The following is an 18,327-nucleotide window of genomic DNA, read 5'->3' as shown; positions in this document are numbered from 1 at the left end:
TTATCCGTTTTACGTATTTCGGGTCAATAGGCGGAATCTCTCCATCTATATAGGTTTCTTTTATGAGTTATTACTAGTTAAGCGAGATTTTTCCGTCTAACTAGATTCTTAAAATTAATAACATCAACATTAAACTTTAACACAGCCTACTTTTTAAAAAAGAAACCTGTCCCATTTTCTTGTGCAACAAACCCTTGTTGAGCTGAACTATTTTCCACAATATTTTGCTCTTTTACCGAAATCATTGTGGTAACATTTTTTCCATTAGTTACATTACCTTCTGCACGATTTTGCTCTTCTACGGATATTACTCTGTATTGGTCCCCTTTAGTAGCGAAACTTTTTTCAACTTTTACTATTGATTGTCCTGATTGTGAAAATACCTTTGTACTTTGCAAGTCCTGCGCAAAACCGATTGACAATGCTAAAGCACCAGCAGACCCTATGGTTATAAGGAATTTCCATTTCATATAAAAAATCCTCCTAATAGTTTTTAGTTCTTCTAATAGCATATTTTACCATATCTGAAATTATGTGGCTTTATAAATTTGTTACTCCTAATTAAGGTACCAGTGACTAAGGTAAAGGAGTAACTGCTCAATTATTAGAAGACTCGCAACAAAAAAGTAATTTATTTGATAGTTTTTTCCCAAATAAAAATACTTTTTTTGGTGACATTAGCACCTATTTTATAAGCGAGAATTGTACAACGGAAAATGATAGAATTCAGTTGCGATTTTCACATGAAGCTTGTCCATTTGCATCCACTACCTTAGTTGAAAACACAGCAAACATTTTCTGCAACTCCGCTTTTAACACCGCTTTAATTAGCGCTTCAGTGAATGTCGATGCTTCCAACAATCAGTTGGACGGCGAATATAACGCAGTCATTTCCTTGAATGAGAATGGGAATATGACGATTTTCTTAGAAAATGAACAAAACCGCCTTCTTTTTAAAATTTCGGGTGCAGTTGTCGATGTGGAAGAGTGCCAAGATGAGGGTCTTGAACCTGCAAACAATTGCGCGTGTTCCGTAACGATCTCAACAAATCAAAATACTGTCATTACAGTCACGGGGGAAAATGTGTTTTTTCCAGCCACAATATCTAATCTTTATATTGATGTTCCGTGTAATTGTAATGCTGCGAATAGCACGATATCCGTCGTTATTAGGGAGGACTTTATACAGATTCTTATTCCAGGAGAGTTTGAAGACGGAACCATTTCTACGGTATGTGATGTAAATGAAGCTGTGATTCAAGCGGGAGTTATACTTGGCGGAGTTTTTTATCGTGTATATATTTTAGCCAATCGTGATGGAACAGTAACAGCAACCTTTGAAGGATCATCTACCTTTACAATCACACTTACTGGAGCCAATGTTGCGATTAGTGGTTGTTAGCAGGTGCCTGGTACTACCAACAATTTGTCGATACCTTCTTCTCGACGTTATTCGGTGGTACCAGGCACTTTTATTGATCCAAAAGAAAACGTTCCTTTTTTAACCAAGAAACGGTCAAACAGACTTTTAAAAATTAGTCACCAGTTTTATCAAAGCTTTTTTCCTGGTGATGATTATCATGAACCACCAATTTTACCTTTCAAATAAATAAGTCAAGAACACCAACGTGGGCGCTCCCAATATTTTATTGTTTTTTCAATTCATTAACTATTTCGTTAATGCGTTTTTCTACTTCATAAAGGTTCTGTTGCATCCGCTCACGCCGACTAGTTAAGACCTGCAATTCCTTTTTTAATTCCTCTGTTTTGCTCATGATTTCCTCCCTGCTGATGATTAGGATATATCATTAGTATGCTAGATGCCGCCGTCCTCAGACACGGAAGAAAATGTCTGCTTTATTGGCAGACATTCTTGGGAACTGCTTCTTTAGCTTAATAAGAGCTGCTGTTTGCCATTTTATCAATCCGGTCAATAATTCCTGTAAAAAGTAAATTGATACGTCAATTCCTCAGTGTTTTTACCCTTTTGTACTCCTGCCTCTTACCTATCCCTTTTTCCCTCATATACTGCTAGTACAACTTAAAAAATATTGTTCCATAGGAAAAGGAGGAACGAAATGCATTTTATGTTAACGAAGTTTGTGGATGCCCTACCTCTCCCTTCAGTGATACAACCTGTTGGACATCGTAATGGAATTCCATATTATGAGGTAACGATGAAGCAGGTGAAACAACAGCTACACAGAGACTTACCGCCAACAACTGTTTGGGGGTACAATGGAACCTATCCTGGTCCAACCTTTGAAACAAGACGAGACCATCCAATCATGGTTAAATGGATAAACGAACTGCCGTTTGAACATCTTTTACCTGTTGATCGCACGATTGAAGGAGCAGAACCAAACCAGCCTTCCGTTCGAACGGTTGTGCATTTACATGGAGGTCGGGTTCGTCCAGAAAATGATGGATTCCCAGAAGCTTGGTTCACACGTAATTTTGAAAAAAAAGGCCCCAAATTTCTGCACGAAGTATATTATTATCCCAACTGTCAACGATCAGCTCCGCTTTGGTACCATGACCATGCTTTAGGGGTCACAAGGCTGAATGTATACGCAGGACTTGCTGGATTATATTTCATTCGTGATTCACAAGAAGAGAGTTTGAATCTTCCGAGTGGCAAGTTTGAAATTCCTTTGGTCATTCAAGACCGTTCATTTTACCCGAATGGGGAGTTATTCTATCCGTCACAGCCTGATCCAGTACCCTCTCCAACACCACAAGTACCATTTTTTCCAAACCCCTCTATTGTACCAGAATTTTTCGGTGACACCATCTTGGTGAATGGTAAAGTCTGGCCATTCCTAGAAGTGGAGCCTCGTAAGTATCGTTTTAGGATTTATAATGGATCGAATGCAAGGTTCTATAATATTCGCTTAAGCTCAGGCCAGCCATTTATCCAAATCGGATCAGAAGGTGGTTTATTTGATCATCCTGTAGTCATGGAAGAGATTTTCCTTGCCCCTGCAGAAAGGGCTGATGTTATTGTTGACTTCTCACAACATAAAGGCGAAAGAATTATTATGACCAATAGTGCTAACTCGCCATTCCCTGGTGGGACCCCGCCTACACCAGATACCGCCCAAATTATGGAGTTTCGAGTTAAGAAACATCTCTCCCATCAAGATAAGAGTGTAATACCAACTACATTAAGCTGTTTAGAACGCTTGAACCCAGATGAAGCTGCTGTGACACGCACAAACACGTTGGATGAATCAGTGGATGAGTTTGGACGTCTGCTCCTTTTACTAAACAATATGAGTTGGAGTGACTTGCCTATTACAGAAACCCCTAAGAACGGTACAATAGAAATATGGCAATTATTTAATCGAACAAATGACACACATCCTATTCACTTGCACCTTGTTCAATTCCAGATCATTGATCGGGCATCTTTCACGGGAGATCCTTTGGATCCTGACAATCCAAAGAATCCACTTATTATTGGTCCTGCGATTCCTCCTGAAGAAAATGAAAAAGGCTGGAAGGACACCGTACGTGCTAACCCAGGTGAAGTCACCCGAATCATCGCACGATTTGGACCGTTTACTGGAATCTATCCATGGCATTGCCATATCCTTGAACACGAGGACCACGATATGATGCGACCGTACGAAGTTCTCCAAAACCACGATTTTGACCCATGCATCCCGATCCCAGACGTATGCCCAGAGGATTCATTTATACAGTGCTGTCATGAGGACCACGAACATTGTGGGTGCATAGGAGGACATGACCATGATGAGTCAAGTTCGCATGATGAATCCAGTTCTCACCACTAAGGAAACGGTAAAAAGAAAGACTAGCTGAAAATCAGAGCTAGTCTTTTCATATTTTTTACTATTCCTTTCTTGATCCATGCACCCGAGGTTTTTTAAAAGAAACCAATTTTCACCTTTTACAATGAAATGTCCCTGTTGCAAAGCCAATGGAAAGAATCACTTTGTTCTTATCAATTTACAATCTTTGTTATAATAACTAGAATGTTCAATATGGAATAAAGATAAAAGGAGTTTATAAGATGATTCATGTATTATTTGTCTGTTTGGGTAACATTTGCCGTTCACCTATGGCCGAGGGAGTGTTTCGTAACCTATTAAAACTAGAAAATTTGTCGAGTAAAGTCAGCGTCGATTCCGCTGCAACCAGCTCTTGGCATATAGGTTCTCCTCCCCACAAAGGAACGCTTGGCATCTTAAAGAAATACAATATTTCCGCAGAAGGTCTTGTCGGGCGCCAATTAACAAAAGAGGACTTTGAAAAATTCGACTATATCATTGGGATGGATGAGAGCAATATCAACAACATTTTCGAAATCACTGGTAAACCGCAACATCCAAAAATCATCCGTCTGCTCGATTTAACGGACCATAACAAAGATGTTCCTGATCCTTATTACACAGGAGATTTTGAAGAAACCTATCAGCTGGTTACAGATGGCTGCCAGGCATTACTAGAAAAAATTCGTAAAGAACATAGCTTAACCTAAAAAAATATCCCACAACGGGATATTTTTTTGCATCGTTCCTTTAAATATTTTCGCATTTCTCTAATAAGGTCTCTGTCTGTTCGATTAGCGTGATCATTTCATTCCAGGAATTTTGCGTATTAAGATCCTGCGAGTGGGCTAGATTATTGCGAAGGTTTTCTAATTTCTTGAAGAAATCCTTCCCTTTGCTTTTTGAATCAATCCCCAAAAGCTCACGTAAAGGCTGTTCGTTTAAAACGATGTCCCTTTTATCACACAGCTGCAAGCAATCACTGAGTTCAATGCCTTCATTTCGAGCTTTCCGCTGTAAAAATAAATCCTCCGCCTGTTGAATCCTTTTTTCACCTAGGTGCTTCTTCCAGCTATCCTCTTTAAAATAATCACGAATGATTTGATATAAATGCATTTCTACCAACGAAATAATACCGAACAAAAGCATCCGAATCGGTGGTTTCTGGAGATCGGCTAGTGTTACGACTTTCGTAATCCGGTTCCCTTCAATAACGAATAGTCTTTCAGTATTTTTAAAAATAAAAAGTGTTTGAAGCAGCGGTGTGGAATCAGAAACAAGATCAGATGGGCTAAAACTGCTGAAATATTCCTTGCAGCTCCCCTCTCTCAAATCCTCTCTAAGTACATATCCAATCACCATACCATTCTCTTCGACTCCGATTACGTCATAATCTTTTGAAGCCATCTGCTCCTTAACCTGCTGGGCTGGATCCCCTATATTGCAGGTAGCTAAAACCTCTGAAATACTATTTACAGTTATATTTTTTTCGAATAAAGAACGAAGACTTTTGTAAGTACTGACATGATCGCGCTGTTGTACTGGGATGAATGGCATAGGAACTCCCTTCTACTTTTACATCACATAATAAAAATTTTTAACAATCTATTTTTAAATTCCAACTATCTGTTCATATGTTCACAGATGATCTGTAAAAAAGTTGATTTAATCTTCGGGTCGAGCTGGGGCCAAGACATTTTTTATGCGAGTTTTTTAAAAAGTTGTACTCTCCCTACTTTAATTATACCACATAAAAAAAGGGCGATATAGACTGTTTATTCTCAAATACTCCTGCTAAAATGCAATAGAACTTACATGTTATGGGTTGAGGAATTACCAGTCCTTTTACCTTAAATGATCCATTAGGAGAGATGTCGAATGAGTTCGTTGGTTCTGAGTTTTCGAGAAATGGAAAAAACACAGATTTCGCTTGTTGGCGGAAAAGGATTGAATTTAAGGGAATTATCAAAAATCCCAGGAATACAAGTACCTGAAGGATTTTGTGTGACAACAGCAGGATATCAGAAAGCCATCGGACAAAACGAAACGTTTCAAGCATTGCTAGAGCAACTAAACAGGCTAACTGTTGACCATCGAAATGAAATTAGTGACATCTGCAGGAAGATTCGACAACTTCTTTTAAAAATAGAAATTCCTGTTGATGTGGTAAAAGCAATTGCTCACTATCTCTCTCAGTTCGGCGAAGAACATGCTTATGCAGTGCGTTCCAGTGCGACTGCTGAAGATTTACCGCATGCCTCCTTTGCTGGTCAGCAAGATACCTATCTAAATATCATCGGAAAAGAAGCCATCTTGCAGCATGTCAGCAAATGCTGGGCTTCCCTTTTTACAGATCGCGCTGTTATCTACCGTATGCAAAACGACTTTGACCACAAGCAGGTATTTATATCTGTTATCATTCAAAAAATGGTCTTTTCACAAGCTTCGGGAGTTTTATTTACCGCTGACCCTATTACCTCTAACCGAAGAATACTATCGATCGACGCCAGTTTTGGACTTGGAGAGGCATTGGTCTCTGGTTTGGTTTCCCCCGATTATTATAAAGTACAGGAAAATAAGATCGTCGATAAAAGGATTGCGACAAAAAAGTTGGCGAGCTGTGGCGTAAACGAAGGCGGTACAGAGACGAAGCAGATTGATCTTGCTCAACAAAACACTCAAACCCTTACAGATCCACAAATTTTACAACTTGCACAGATTGGAAGACAGATTGAAGCTTATTTTGGCTGCCCACAGGATATCGAATGGTGTTTGGTTGATGATACATTTTATATCGTTCAGAGTCGCCCAATCACCACCCTTTTCCCTATACCTGAACAACATGATCAAGAAAGTCACGTCTATATTTCTGTTGGTCATCAACAAATGATGACCGATCCTATAAAACCATTGGGACAGTCGTTTTACCTACAAACGACTCCTGCACCAATGCGGAAAGCCGGAGGAAGGTTGTTTGTGGATGTCACTCATCAACTGGCCTCACCTCTCAGTAGAAACATTTTATTAAATGCCATGGGACAACACGACCCGCTCATGAAAGACGCACTCATGAACCTCATGGAACGTGGAGATTTTATCGTATCGTTACCGGAAGATAAAAAGGCACCAGCTCCCACAAGAGGCAATACAGCTATGCTCGCTCAAATCGAAAACAATCCAACTATCGTTTCTGAACTGATTAAGCGTAATCAAACATCCATAGAAGAGTTAAAACAAAAGATACAAACGAAAACAGGATTGGATTTATTTGATTTTATTCTAGAAGATATCCAGGAATTAAAAAAGTTGCTATTTGACCCCCAAAGTTCGGCTGTGATTCACGGTGGTATGAATGCTGCATCATGGATCAATGAACACATGAACAAGTGGTTAGGTGAAAAAAACGTTGCAGACACACTGTCTCTATCTGTACCGAACAATATTACCTCAGAAATGGGTCTCGCGTTATTGGATGTTGCAGATGTAATTCGTCCTTATCCAGAAGTTATTAAATATTTACAGGATGTTAAAGATGATCAATTTTTGGATGAATTGGTTACATTAAATGGCGGGCAGGAAACTCGGAATGCAATAGTAGCTTACCTCGATAAATACGGAATGCGATGTGCTGGAGAAATCGATTTGACCAATCCACGGTGGAGTGAAAAACCATCGACTCTTGTCCCCTTGATACTCAGTAACATTAAAAACGATGAGCCTAATGCCAGCACACGGAAATTTGAGCAAGGGCTGCAAGAGGCGTTGAAAAAAGAACAAGAGTTACTAGATCGATTAAAGCAACTACCTGATGGAAAACAAAAAGCCATTGAGACAAAACGAATGATCAGTCTGCTGCGGAATTTCATTGGCTATCGTGAATATCCAAAATACGGCATGATTAATCGCTATTTCGTTTATAAGCAGGCTTTACTGAAAGAGGCTGAACAGCTCGTAGAAGCTGAGCTTATTCATGAAATAGAAGATATTTACTATCTTTCATTTGAAGAACTTCGTGAAGCTGTACGTACAAACAAACTGGATTACGAGATCATCAGCAAACGTAAAGCTGAATACAAATTTTATGAAAAACTAACTCCCCCGCGTGTGATTACGTCTGATGGTGAAATCCTTACAGGTAAGTACCATCGGGAAAATATCCCGGACAATGCAATTATAGGTTTGCCTGTTTCTTCCGGAGTCATCGAAGGCCGTGCACGTGTTATGTTAAATATGGAAGAAGCGGATTTAGAGGAAGGAGACATCTTAGTCACCACTTTTACAGACCCTGGCTGGACACCTTTATTTGTATCGATAAAAGGTCTCGTCACTGAAGTGGGTGGCCTGATGACCCACGGAGCTGTGATTGCACGTGAATATGGATTACCCGTAGTGGTTGGTGTGGAAAATGCCACCAAACTGATAAAAGACGGGCAGCGAATCCGCGTAAATGGATCTGAGGGATATATCGAAATACTTTAATGATGGAATACTTTAAATATAAATAATACACCGCTCCTCTTGTAACAGAGCGGTGTTTCACTATGTTTCGTTTCAGTATATTCCTACATTAGCACTATACTTCTAATCTCTTAATGCTTTACTTGCAATTTCAATGAGTTCATTGGATTCTTTCCCATGCATATCTTGTGCGATTGTTCTTAACGATTGTTCATAATTCGCAGCTTTTTCGGCTTGCTCCATTAACCATTTTAGCTCTTTAGTCTGGAAATGGAATTGAGGAATACTGTCATGCCTCCCCTTATCATCCATTTCTACAAATGTCTTCAATTGGCGATATCTTAACTTATCCAATTTATTCCCTCCCTTTGTCACTATTAGCACCTGGGATTTAGAGTACTAATTGATGGTACAATTTGATTAGATTATATTCATCCAATCATGAATATATTTTCAAATCGAATGGGAAAAGAAAAAAGAGTGCCTGGCACCATAAATGAAATGGTGACAGGCACTCTTTTTAATCAATAACTCTTGCCACATTTTTTTCGCAATTTTTACAGTTCCCTTCCAGTACAATTCCGTGAGGTGAATCTTTGACGACATAGTTTACGATTTGGACAACATCCAAACAATTACCACACCAAACATTTCGTTCCAGTTCTCTGCGAGTAGCTTCTGGAATAGCCAGCCATTTTTTATTTGCAGAAAAAGAAATAACTTCTTGATTTACTTTTTTATTCAAACTTCTCGCCCACTTTTTTTAAAATCAGTTGTAATGTTATAAAAAATCCATCACAACTTTATCTTTTAAACGTAATATAGTCAACGTTAATAGGTTCAACATCTGCTTGTCTTAGAAGTTGATTAATTTGTCCTCGATGGTACTGACCATGAAGGGCAACATGGGTTAAAATTTCACGGATGGAATGTTGGAACTCTGTGTTTTTACTATTTTTATAAGTGATTAGTTGATCTAGGTAGGAATGAGATAAATTTGTAAGTAATCCATTAAAGTTATGATGATTTTGTTTTATTCGTTTAACACACTTCTCTAAACTTAGCTCTTTCCAGATCGGTAAATTCGAACTATCTGTTCCTGTTATTCTAGTAAACCAAACGTTTTCTGCGTGCAGAATATGGGAGAAAAGATTAATCGCCTGCTTGTTCTCTTCCCCGTTTTGTAAGGTTTCTAGAATTCGTTGATTGGCCCAATGTAAATGCTTAAACATAGATTGGATTGTTTCCAATAGAACCACCTCCTAAACTATAGAATAATCCTTAAGCTTCATCAAATACAGCGCATAATGGGACGTGGTCGCTGCATTTAATCCATTTTTCGTAGGTTCCAATTTCAAAATGCCTTAATCTAGAGAGAATGGTTTCTGAAGCAAATAAAAAATCTATATGAAAAGGACTTGACTCAGCCTTTCTAAAATAATGAGTCGCAATCGTTTCCTTCCCGTGCTCTTCATTAAAATACGCATGGTAAGCACTTTTAATGCTCTTTTTTTCTAAAAGCTCCACAACCTCTGAATGCGTCCCTACTCTTTTTATAGTATCGAAGATTTTGTTACTGTTCCAATCCCCAACTATGACACAGGGCTGTTTTAGCAAAGATTCATAATAGTTCAAAGCTAAATAGATTTGTCCTATGTAACTATTGAATTGTGGTTTCGTATTTTGAGACCAAATGGCTAATAGAATAAAATCCTCTTTGCCGGTAACGATCAACGGGATGATATAACGGAAATCTTTATTATAATCGGGATGGAGTTCGATGTGATAAGAATTATTTAAGGTCATAATGCCAATCCCCTTGTTTAAATTGTCCCCATACCACAGAAACTGATTGAGGGCTTGTAGATTAGCGCTATTCCTCCATTTTTCAGGTGCTTCACACTCTGGAATGACAATGATATCCGCAATGTAGGGGAATATTTCTTCAATCTTATCTCGAAATCTCATAGCGGCATTCCATGTTACTAGTTTCATTCAATAACCCCCAATATAAAAAACACACCTACTTACATTACTGATTATACGTTAACATCAATTTTTTTTTTGTTTCAAATGCAATTCACGCATTAAAATATGGAAAATTCACAACAACCTAATAGAGGGTGATTCAGTAACAAAAAAACTCTTCTGTGAGACATTTTTAACTTTCACACAAAAGAGATCATTTAGAGATATCTAACGACATGGGAGTTTCTTCAAAAATAGTTTATTAATCCTCTTCTTTGATAATCTAGTTTATTTCTTTTAAGATGATGTTCGATAAATTTTGGCAATGGCTCATGACGGTATCTACGACTACATCGGAAGCATATTCCAAATAGTGGACCATAAATTCTTTATTATTTGGGTGTAGAAAAGTGCCTATGAAATCAATTAGCAGATCGTTTACTAGCCTGCTATTGGAATAAACCAATTCAGCATGAGCTGCTTGCTCTTCTGTAGTGGAACCTTTGTACACCATTTCCTTAAAATGAGGCATATTTTCAGCTAAGTAATTTGACTCGTTCACTTGTCGAGGAACATCTAACATCACCTTGTGAAAAGTTTCTTGGGCAACAAAGGTTTCTTCTTCAATACAATGCTTTAAAAAAGATTTTGCACGGTTCGTATTTGCAAACAAAAAGGTCACGTTTCTAAGTAGTGTCTCTAAATAAGCTTCTTGTGAATCCACGCCTTGTTTTATCTCTTTTAATACTTGAATCATTCTTTGTGAAAGTTCATCTCTATTCCAATGGGGCTGGTTCATGACAGCGCTTAAAACACCTGCGGTTTGTTTGGATAATATTTCTTTAGACAATGTTATTTCTCTCCTATTTGACCGTATTTACTTTTATAGAATATCACAAAACTCAATGAAAAAACGCTAGATTATCCAAGTTTTCGGATAATTCTAGCGCTTTAAGTCTGGCACAAAAAAACCATCTTTACTTATTTTTTTGAATCGCTTTCCAGAACTCTTTTGCAACGGTCTGATATCCTTCTAGATCCAAGTGTATGTCTGCTGGATTCGGAAGGTATTCCTTCTCATGTTTTTCAATAACTTTTGCAGTTGGGACGAAGACATCACCATTCATCGTTGCTGCGGTTTGAATTGTTTCATTTAATGCATCTAATAGCGGTAGTAGCGCTGCTTGTTCATCTACTGGCCGGTGAGGGAATGGATTATAGTAGCCCATAACATATACCTTTGTGTCAGGATTGATTTTATCAATCTCACTTAAAATAAGGTAAAGATTTTCTCCTATTCCTTTTAATACCGATGGAGCTAATGCTGGATTGGGTAGGATGCTGCTTAAATTTGCAAGTAAATCATTTGCTCCAATATCGATGGTAACAAGCTCCGCATTTCCAATTGATTCTCGAAGAATCTTATACTTCGAATTAGCGGGATTTAGAGTTCGTTCACTATATTTGTTGTCCTATAACCCGACACCCCGTAATTGTCTAATTCAACATTGTATTGCGATTGCTCAAAACGACTCGCCAGGTAATCTACATACCCTTTATCTAGTAACCTATTTGGTGTTTGTCCTGCTGCTAGGGAATCACCTAGCGCAACATAATCAAATTGTTCCTTTTTGACATTCTTGGCTGAAGCGGAAAATGGTATGGAAACGAAGAGTGAACTGATAATCAAAGCACTTACTATACTCTTTTTTATTTTCATAGCTACCTCTCCCCTACTGAATTTTTCATACAGTAATACGTTCTCTATTAAGAATTATTTTTCCTTCATTAGTAAAAAATAATTGTTTTAAGGGATGCAATTCTGTAAGTGTGTAGAAAAATTCTCCACAACCCACGACTTGTGAACCTGTGACCAGTATGAGAATACAAGCAATAGTAGCCAGCAATTCCTTATTTCTTCATAAAACACGTATACAGGGTCAAAGAAAATTCATTATTTTTTTCCCAAAATTTTAAACCTTTTTATTATAAAAAATCCTCGAATCCGAAAATAGGACTCGAGGATTTTAACGTAGTATCAAAATTTCTACCAAAGCTATACACTATTCACCGATACGGCTTATTTATTTAAAACTTTTCCAATATATATCTCATCTCATCAGGGATTGGAGAACTTTTTTGTTTTTCAAAATCAAAGTGAACGATAACTGCTTCCCCGTATGCAAGAAGTTCTTCTCTGTCTTGATGGATAAACTCATGGCTTAAGGTAAAACTGCTTCTTCCTATCTCTTTTAAAGAGGAAGTAATAATAATTCTATCATTTACATAAATTTGTTGTTTATAGTCACAATGAGTAGAAACGAGAACAAACGGCCAATTATTCAGGTTTGGAACGATTTCATTATCTAAAAGAAATTCTACTCGAGCTTGTTCTAGATAGATAAAATAACTCACACTATTGATATGACCTAACGCATCCGATTCACAATATCTTGTGACTATTTCTGTACGATGTTGTATGATGACTCCCCCCTTATTTATTGACCATATTTTTCTTCATCACTTCAACTAAGATCGGAACACCCACTGTACAAGTATGAATCCCTAAAACGCTAACCAACTGGAATACTTCCATTATTTCTTCTTTTGTGGCACCATATTTTAAGGCATTTTTGATATGAATTCGTGTACCTGGATCATATAAATGAGTCGTTGCGACATCGATTGCGATATAGATGAACTCTTTTACTTTTGGTTCAAGTGTCCCTTTATTCCATGGCACGGATGAAAACTCAAGGTAAGCCTGGAAAAATTCATCATCTAACAGTAAAAACTGATCCCATAGCTCTGACCAATACCCACGTGCTTCGATAAACTGTTCTTTTAACATTTTCTGTCTCTCTGTTAATTCCTCATTGAGTTCTACCCCGGCGTTTTTCAGCTCTTCAACTAAAATCGGAACACCCGAGGTACATGTATGAATTCCTAATACACTAGTTAACTCAAAAACTTCCATTATTTCTTCTGGCGTTGCCCCGTATCTGAAAGCATTTTGCATATGGGCTTGAATGCCAGGCGCATATAAATGTGTAGTAGAAGCGTCGATTGCCACGTAAATTAACTCCCTCACCTTTGGATCAAGACTTCCTTTTTTCCAAGGGACAGCTGAAAATTTGATGTAGGCTTCAAAAAAGTCTTCGTTTAACCGTAACGTATCATCCCAAAACTCAGCCCAATATCCTCTTTCAGATATAAATTTTTCCTTAAGTGCTTTTTGTCTTTCTGTTAATTGGTTCATATTATCACTCCTGTAATAGATTAGCTCCAACAATCACTTGTTGAAATCGATCTGAAATTTTACAGATTTTTACCATGCCATATTTAACAAATTCATAATCTCTTCCTCGTCATGAACGGCCCTTGGGCTACTTGCTACTACTAGATCTGCCATTGCATCGGCAGCGATAGCATTAAATTGTTCCTTTGAAATGTTAACTTCTCGTAAGCTAGTTGGTAAGTCTAACCTTGTAACCAAGTCTTCCACTAAGAATGAGGCCTGTTTTGCAAGCTCTTCTTCACACTTACCAGCAGGATTGGCGCCCATTGCTTGTGCGATCATAGCTTGCTCCTGCACAGTTTCAGAAAGTGAATACCGCATAACATGTGGCAACATAATGCAGGAAGTAATTCCGTGTGCCACATTCCCATGTGCACCAATTTGGTGACCGATTCCGTGGCTTAATCCCATCATGACGTTTGTCACTCCAAAGAAAGACATCCATGCAGCTTGTTGACATTGTAATCGAGCAAATAAATCATGGGGATCTTCTTTACATTTTGGCAGATTTTCAGTCAATATTTTTATAGCTTCGATTGCCAAAGTGGTTGGTATTAATTGCTTTCCTTTTGAATATACAGTTTCAATAGCATGGTCTAATGCTCTTATTCCTGAAGCCAACCATAGCCAATCGGGTGTATCAACTGTAAATTCAGGGTCTAAAAATACTGTCACTGGCGTTAACTTATCATCAATAAATAATTCTTTTACTTTCCTTCCCTCATCCGTAATTCCAATAATGTTTGAAAATTCTGCTGCTGATAAGGTAGTTGGAATTGCAATATGTGGTATAACAGGATTTTTAATAGATGGGATTTCAACTTCTTTTCCGTACTCATATTTAACTGAATAATTCTTTAGCTGTTCTTTATCCGTTAAAGATTCTCCTAAAATTAAGCTGACAGCTTTAGTGGTATCAATCACTGTTCCTCCACCTAAACTAATAAGCAAATCTACGTTTTGATCATTTATCTTTGAAGCAATATCAAAAACTGATTGACTTAATGTGTGTTGTTTCGTTCCTGACACAACGGAAATCAACTTTTCACCTAATAGACCCTTCACTTTATGAACATAATTTGACTCCAATAAAGAATTACTACAAATGATTACAACTCTATTAGAACCCAACCGCTCAACTTCTAGAGACAATTTATCGATTATGCCCTCCCCATATAACACTTTTTGAATGGGTAAAAATCGATACTCTCCTGTGAAATTACTTTTAGACATTCTTCATACACCCCCTCAACTTTCGACTATCCGAAATAGACAGAAGACATCTCATCTGATTCCATCATGGATTTCAAGTAGTGGATGTCTCCCTTTCCAACAACCTTTCCACGTTCTAGAACGTACCCATAATCCGCAATCCGGATCGCAAGAGCTGCCATTTGTTCGGAAACAATAATGGTAACCCCCTGTGCCTTTAATTCCTCTAAATATTGATAAACTTGATCGACCACAATCGGGGCTAAACCTAAAGATGGTTCATCAAGCAGTAATAATTGCGGTTTAGATAGAATGGCCATAGAGATGATTAACAATTGCTGTTGACCGCCACTTAGCGTTCCAGCAAGCTGCGACTTTTTTTCACCTAAGATTGGAAATCGATCATATACTTCGTTAATTTGTTTCAGCATATTTTTTTTATTTTCTTTTGAATTTCGAAAATAAAAACCTAATAGTAAATTGTCATGAACAGATTGATCCTTAAACAAGCGGCGTCCTTCCATGACATGGGCAATTCCTTGTTTCACTCTTTCCTCTACTGGTTTGGTATGGATGGCGATGTCTTTGTAATAGATTTCACCTTGGTCAGGTATAATCAGACCGCTTATGACACTTAGCATCGTTGATTTTCCAGAACCATTTGCACCGATAATGGCAGTGATATTATTGGGTTCAATATCAATCGAAACACCTTGTAAGGCTTTAATTGGACCGTAGTTCACATGAAGATCAGTCAATTTAAGCATGTTTAGCTACCCCCAGATAGGCTTCAATTACTTGTTTATTTTGTTTCATACCTTTCATATCACCGGTGTAGATTTCTTCTCCAGAATCTAAAACAACGACTCGATCAACTAAACTGGAGACAAAATCCATATGATGGTCGATTAACACAACTGGAATACCTTTGCTCTTCACATATCGAATAAGTTGAATTAACAACTTTAATTCTGTCTCAGAAAGGCCGGCTGCCGGTTCATCCAGCAAGAGAATTTTAGGCTCGGCTAGAATCGCTCTTGCTACTTCAACGATTCTTTGAATGCCATATGGCAGATTGCCTACTTGATCATCGGCGTATTGAGCTAGTTCTGACAAAACCATAATTTGGTCTACTTTTGCCAACATTTCTTGTTCTTCTGCGATACTTCTTTTTAAGTTCAAGGTACAAGAGAGAATCCCAGATTGATATAAGCGGTGATTTCCTAGCAATAAATTTTCGCGAACTGTCATATTTGCGACATTATGGGGATCCTGGAATGTACGGATAATTCCTTTGGTTGCAATAAGATGACTTTGTTTATTCGTAATGTCATCATCTTCAAAAGAAATCGCTCCCGAAGTAATCGGATAGATTCCACTAATTAGATTGACGAGCGTACTTTTCCCTGAGCCGTTAGGACCAATTAAACCTAATATTTCCCCTCGGTAGAGGTTAAAGGATATTCCGTTTAATGCTCTTAAACCAGAAAAGTCTTTAATTACGTTTGTTGTTGTTAGAATCGGTTGATGGCTTCTGTTTGCATCCAAATCGTTAATTTCTCTTTTTGCCACTACAGTCGTTGCAGGTGATGGTGACTTTTCCTTACTTTTAAGATTTTTATAAAGGCTGGTTCTTAACTTCAGCACTCCAGCAAAGCCTTGTGGAATAATTAAAAAGGAAACTACTAATAGCAAGGAATAGATCATCAATTGATATTCTTGGATAAATTGAAGCTTATTAGGGATAAAGGTAAGGAAACCTGCACCCAAAATTGGACCAATGATTGTCCCGAATCCTCCAAGAATTCCCATTACTAGAATTTCGATTGATTGCATCATTCCAAATGAATTCGTTCCGATATAGCCCATTAAGTGCGCATACAAAGCCCCGGCAACCCCTGCCATTAATGCACTTACGGTATAAGCTAATTGTTTCACAAATTGCGGCGAGATCCCGATACTGGCTGCACTTAACTCACTACGGTGAACAGCTAAAAAGGATCTACCGATATAGGATTGAACAAAGTTTTTGAACATCCATAAAAAGAACACAACGATGACTAAAACCACCCAATAGTAATAAGCTAGACCCATTGGAATCCCTAATAGGGTGAATGTACCAAGCTGCGGAGATGGAATGCCGCTTAGACCCATTACGCCACCTGTGACAGAAGACCATTCTTTTGCCACCTCTTGAACAATGAATCCAAATCCTAGTGTCATCATCGCTAAATAAAACTCTTTCACACGTCCAGCTGGGAAAGATAACAAATATCCGACTAATCCATTTAGCAGTGCAGCTAACAAAATCGTCACAACTAACGACAACCCGAATTTCGTCATGAAAATAGCTGATGTATAAGCACCAATGGCATAAAATGCAGCATGTCCTAGAGAGATTTGACCAGCAAAGCCACTCAGTAGGTTGATGCTTTGGGCAAGGAGAATATTAATGCCCCAGAAGATAAATAACTGAACATCATTAACAGCAAAGAAAAATGGGACTAAAGCAAATAATAAAAACAATGCCAGCTTTGTAAATCCACTATTAGAGATTCTTTTGAAAGTACTACTCGTCATACTTTCTGCACCACCTTCACTCCAAAGAATCCATCTGGTTTAAGAGCTAAAATAATAATTAAAATCAAAAATGCTACGCCATGCTCAGCAGAAGTAGAGATATAGCCTCCAACTAATTTTTCAATCACTCCAAGCATGAGTCCGCCAAACAAAGCTCCTTTTGAACTTCCAATTCCGCCTAACACGGCCGCAACAAAGCCTAAAACCATGATATTCATTCCAAATTCCGGAGTGATCGTTCCATAGATGGGAGCAATCAGAATTCCAGCTACACCTGCTAACAAAGCACTAATCATAAAGGACAACGTCATGACCATCTTTGATTTAATCCCCATAACTCTCGCAAAGTTAGGATCAAAAGCAACTGCCTTCATTGCTTTACCCCAAATGGTTTTATTTATAATCACTTCCATTAATAGCATTATGACTAATGCCATCACTAAAACTAGTAAATATTGAGCCGATAATTGAATGCCAAAAATGGAAACATAATCTGTCGCTTGAAAGATGAATGGTGGAAATGCTAATGCTTGAGCCCCCCATATTTTCGAAGCCAAAGCCTGTAAAAACAAACCAAGCCCAAGTGTAGATACAATCCAACCCATACTAGTTGGATATTTTAATAAAGGCCGTATCGAAAATCTTTCGAGTATATATCCCAAGAGAATAATGATTGAAAATCCTAAGGGTATGGAAACAATCCATGGCAATCCTTTCATTAAAAACGACAGCACAAGCATGGAACAAAACATAATAAATGGACCATGACCAAAGTTTACAACCTTTGTGGTCCAAAACGTGATATTAAAACCGTGAGCAATCAGTGAATACACGGCACCGACGCATAATCCAGTAAAAATTAACTCTAATGCAAACTGTAAACTAGACACCGTAACGACCTCCTAACACAATTTCACTTCCAAATAAATCTAACTACTGGTTGAATGCTTACTATGCACCCAACCAGTATAGGATTTCTAACAAACAATCATTACTTATTATCCTGAAGGAAGT

20 protein-coding genes are annotated in these 18,327 nt (G+C 37.9%); 4 read left to right on the top strand and 16 right to left on the bottom strand.

The window, feature by feature from the left end:
* Nucleotides 1-146: 146 nt before the first annotated feature.
* Entirely contained in the window at nucleotides 147-470 is a 324-nt protein-coding gene (locus tag BANA01_RS12280; RefSeq protein WP_063253339.1) for a hypothetical protein, read from the bottom strand.
* Between the two features lie 260 nt (nucleotides 471-730).
* Between BANA01_RS12280 and BANA01_RS12275 the strand changes: the two genes are divergently transcribed.
* Nucleotides 731-1,402 carry a hypothetical protein gene (locus BANA01_RS12275; RefSeq protein ID WP_157411775.1) on the top strand — a complete coding sequence of 224 codons (672 nt, stop codon included), beginning with the start codon at nucleotides 731-733 and terminating at the stop codon, nucleotides 1,400-1,402.
* Nucleotides 1,403-1,646: 244 nt separating this feature from the next.
* Here the strand turns inward: BANA01_RS12275 and BANA01_RS30585 are convergent, their stop codons facing one another.
* The gene (locus BANA01_RS30585; RefSeq protein WP_268875075.1) at nucleotides 1,647-1,775 is read right to left on the bottom strand and encodes a hypothetical protein; all 129 of its coding nucleotides are present in this window, start codon (nucleotides 1,773-1,775) and stop codon (nucleotides 1,647-1,649) included.
* A gap of 303 nt (nucleotides 1,776-2,078) precedes the next feature.
* Between BANA01_RS30585 and BANA01_RS12270 the strand changes: the two genes are divergently transcribed.
* Together BANA01_RS12270 and BANA01_RS12265 are read left to right on the top strand one after the other, a co-directional pair.
* The gene (locus BANA01_RS12270) at nucleotides 2,079-3,800 is read left to right on the top strand and encodes a multicopper oxidase family protein (protein WP_305802707.1); all 1,722 of its coding nucleotides are present in this window, start codon (nucleotides 2,079-2,081) and stop codon (nucleotides 3,798-3,800) included.
* A 239-nt stretch (nucleotides 3,801-4,039) separates the two neighbouring features.
* Nucleotides 4,040-4,507 carry a low molecular weight protein-tyrosine-phosphatase gene (locus tag BANA01_RS12265; RefSeq protein ID WP_063253337.1) on the top strand — a complete coding sequence of 156 codons (468 nt, stop codon included), beginning with the start codon at nucleotides 4,040-4,042 and terminating at the stop codon, nucleotides 4,505-4,507.
* Nucleotides 4,508-4,547: 40 nt separating this feature from the next.
* Here BANA01_RS12265 and BANA01_RS12260 read toward each other — a convergent pair whose 3' ends face one another.
* Nucleotides 4,548-5,354: a CBS domain-containing protein gene (locus BANA01_RS12260; RefSeq protein WP_063253336.1), complete on the bottom strand. Its 807-nt coding sequence runs from the start codon at nucleotides 5,352-5,354 to the stop codon at nucleotides 4,548-4,550.
* A gap of 321 nt (nucleotides 5,355-5,675) precedes the next feature.
* On the opposite strand from BANA01_RS12260, the gene ppsA reads away from it, so the two are divergent.
* Complete coding sequence (ppsA, locus tag BANA01_RS12255) at nucleotides 5,676-8,276, top strand: phosphoenolpyruvate synthase (RefSeq protein WP_063253335.1); 2,601 nt, start codon at nucleotides 5,676-5,678, stop codon at nucleotides 8,274-8,276.
* A gap of 102 nt (nucleotides 8,277-8,378) precedes the next feature.
* On the opposite strand, the gene BANA01_RS12250 is transcribed toward ppsA, so the two are convergent.
* The 13 genes from BANA01_RS12250 to BANA01_RS12190 all read right to left on the bottom strand — a co-directional run bounded on the left by BANA01_RS12250 (nucleotide 8,379) and on the right by BANA01_RS12190 (nucleotide 18,203).
* Nucleotides 8,379-8,609: a hypothetical protein gene (locus BANA01_RS12250; RefSeq protein ID WP_063253334.1), complete on the bottom strand. Its 231-nt coding sequence runs from the start codon at nucleotides 8,607-8,609 to the stop codon at nucleotides 8,379-8,381.
* 166 nt (nucleotides 8,610-8,775) lie between these two features.
* Nucleotides 8,776-9,000 carry a hypothetical protein gene (locus BANA01_RS12245; protein WP_082799500.1) on the bottom strand — a complete coding sequence of 75 codons (225 nt, stop codon included), beginning with the start codon at nucleotides 8,998-9,000 and terminating at the stop codon, nucleotides 8,776-8,778.
* Between the two features lie 58 nt (nucleotides 9,001-9,058).
* The gene (locus tag BANA01_RS12240; protein ID WP_235847126.1) at nucleotides 9,059-9,514 is read right to left on the bottom strand and encodes a DinB family protein; all 456 of its coding nucleotides are present in this window, start codon (nucleotides 9,512-9,514) and stop codon (nucleotides 9,059-9,061) included.
* A gap of 22 nt (nucleotides 9,515-9,536) precedes the next feature.
* Nucleotides 9,537-10,250, bottom strand: a complete 714-nt coding sequence (locus BANA01_RS12235) for an endonuclease/exonuclease/phosphatase family protein (RefSeq protein ID WP_063253332.1) — start codon at nucleotides 10,248-10,250, stop codon at nucleotides 9,537-9,539.
* Between the two features lie 256 nt (nucleotides 10,251-10,506).
* Nucleotides 10,507-11,073, bottom strand: a complete 567-nt coding sequence (locus BANA01_RS12230) for a hypothetical protein (protein WP_063253331.1) — start codon at nucleotides 11,071-11,073, stop codon at nucleotides 10,507-10,509.
* A gap of 127 nt (nucleotides 11,074-11,200) precedes the next feature.
* A complete protein-coding gene (locus tag BANA01_RS29125) occupies nucleotides 11,201-11,629 on the bottom strand; it encodes a GDSL-type esterase/lipase family protein (protein ID WP_268875078.1) in 429 nt (142 codons plus the stop codon).
* A 38-nt stretch (nucleotides 11,630-11,667) separates the two neighbouring features.
* Nucleotides 11,668-11,943 (bottom strand): SGNH/GDSL hydrolase family protein, encoded by a 276-nt coding sequence (locus BANA01_RS30130; RefSeq protein WP_063253329.1) that lies wholly within the window; start codon nucleotides 11,941-11,943, stop codon nucleotides 11,668-11,670.
* A gap of 368 nt (nucleotides 11,944-12,311) precedes the next feature.
* Nucleotides 12,312-12,686, bottom strand: coding sequence for an acyl-CoA thioesterase (locus tag BANA01_RS12215; protein ID WP_268875077.1), 375 nt, complete (start codon nucleotides 12,684-12,686; stop codon nucleotides 12,312-12,314).
* A 31-nt stretch (nucleotides 12,687-12,717) separates the two neighbouring features.
* Nucleotides 12,718-13,482 carry a carboxymuconolactone decarboxylase family protein gene (locus tag BANA01_RS12210; RefSeq protein WP_063253327.1) on the bottom strand — a complete coding sequence of 255 codons (765 nt, stop codon included), beginning with the start codon at nucleotides 13,480-13,482 and terminating at the stop codon, nucleotides 12,718-12,720.
* Between the two features lie 69 nt (nucleotides 13,483-13,551).
* Nucleotides 13,552-14,754 (bottom strand): iron-containing alcohol dehydrogenase, encoded by a 1,203-nt coding sequence (locus BANA01_RS12205; RefSeq protein WP_063253326.1) that lies wholly within the window; start codon nucleotides 14,752-14,754, stop codon nucleotides 13,552-13,554.
* Between the two features lie 26 nt (nucleotides 14,755-14,780).
* Nucleotides 14,781-15,500, bottom strand: a complete 720-nt coding sequence (locus tag BANA01_RS12200; RefSeq protein ID WP_063253325.1) for an ABC transporter ATP-binding protein — start codon at nucleotides 15,498-15,500, stop codon at nucleotides 14,781-14,783.
* Nucleotides 15,493-17,313 (bottom strand): branched-chain amino acid ABC transporter ATP-binding protein/permease, encoded by a 1,821-nt coding sequence (locus BANA01_RS12195; RefSeq protein ID WP_063253324.1) that lies wholly within the window; start codon nucleotides 17,311-17,313, stop codon nucleotides 15,493-15,495. The genes BANA01_RS12200 and BANA01_RS12195 overlap by 8 nt, the downstream gene beginning before the upstream one ends.
* On the bottom strand, nucleotides 17,310-18,203 hold the full coding sequence (locus BANA01_RS12190) for a branched-chain amino acid ABC transporter permease (protein ID WP_063253323.1): 894 nt from the start codon (nucleotides 18,201-18,203) through the stop codon (nucleotides 17,310-17,312). The genes BANA01_RS12195 and BANA01_RS12190 overlap by 4 nt, the downstream gene beginning before the upstream one ends.
* Nucleotides 18,204-18,327: the final 124 nt, after the last annotated feature.

It is taken from the genome of Neobacillus niacini NBRC 15566 (assembly GCF_001591505.1).
In the GTDB taxonomy this organism is placed as follows: Bacteria; Bacillota; Bacilli; order Bacillales; family Cytobacillaceae; genus Neobacillus; species Neobacillus niacini.
The sequence above is the reverse complement of the archived record's forward strand: the minus strand, read 5'-3'. Positions and strand labels throughout refer to the sequence as shown.

Excerpts from the sequence above, each read along its gene's own strand:
- BANA01_RS12260 (WP_063253336.1), bottom strand. The coding sequence starts at position 5,354 with ATGCCATTCATCCCAGTACAACAGCGCGATCATGTCAGTACTTACAAA.
- BANA01_RS12195 (WP_063253324.1), bottom strand. The coding sequence starts at position 17,313 with ATGACGAGTAGTACTTTCAAAAGAATCTCTAATAGTGGATTTACAAAG.
- BANA01_RS12205 (WP_063253326.1), bottom strand. The coding sequence starts at position 14,754 with ATGTCTAAAAGTAATTTCACAGGAGAGTATCGATTTTTACCCATTCAA.
- BANA01_RS12200 (WP_063253325.1), bottom strand. The coding sequence starts at position 15,500 with ATGCTTAAATTGACTGATCTTCATGTGAACTACGGTCCAATTAAAGCC.
- BANA01_RS12270 (WP_305802707.1), top strand. The coding sequence starts at position 2,079 with ATGCATTTTATGTTAACGAAGTTTGTGGATGCCCTACCTCTCCCTTCA.
- BANA01_RS12210 (WP_063253327.1), bottom strand. The coding sequence starts at position 13,482 with ATGAACCAATTAACAGAAAGACAAAAAGCACTTAAGGAAAAATTTATA.
- ppsA (WP_063253335.1), top strand. The coding sequence starts at position 5,676 with ATGAGTTCGTTGGTTCTGAGTTTTCGAGAAATGGAAAAAACACAGATT.
- BANA01_RS30130 (WP_063253329.1), bottom strand. The coding sequence starts at position 11,943 with ATGAAAATAAAAAAGAGTATAGTAAGTGCTTTGATTATCAGTTCACTC.
- BANA01_RS12280 (WP_063253339.1), bottom strand. The coding sequence starts at position 470 with ATGAAATGGAAATTCCTTATAACCATAGGGTCTGCTGGTGCTTTAGCA.
- BANA01_RS30585 (WP_268875075.1), bottom strand. The coding sequence starts at position 1,775 with ATGAGCAAAACAGAGGAATTAAAAAAGGAATTGCAGGTCTTAACTAGT.
- BANA01_RS12235 (WP_063253332.1), bottom strand. The coding sequence starts at position 10,250 with ATGAAACTAGTAACATGGAATGCCGCTATGAGATTTCGAGATAAGATT.
- BANA01_RS12265 (WP_063253337.1), top strand. The coding sequence starts at position 4,040 with ATGATTCATGTATTATTTGTCTGTTTGGGTAACATTTGCCGTTCACCT.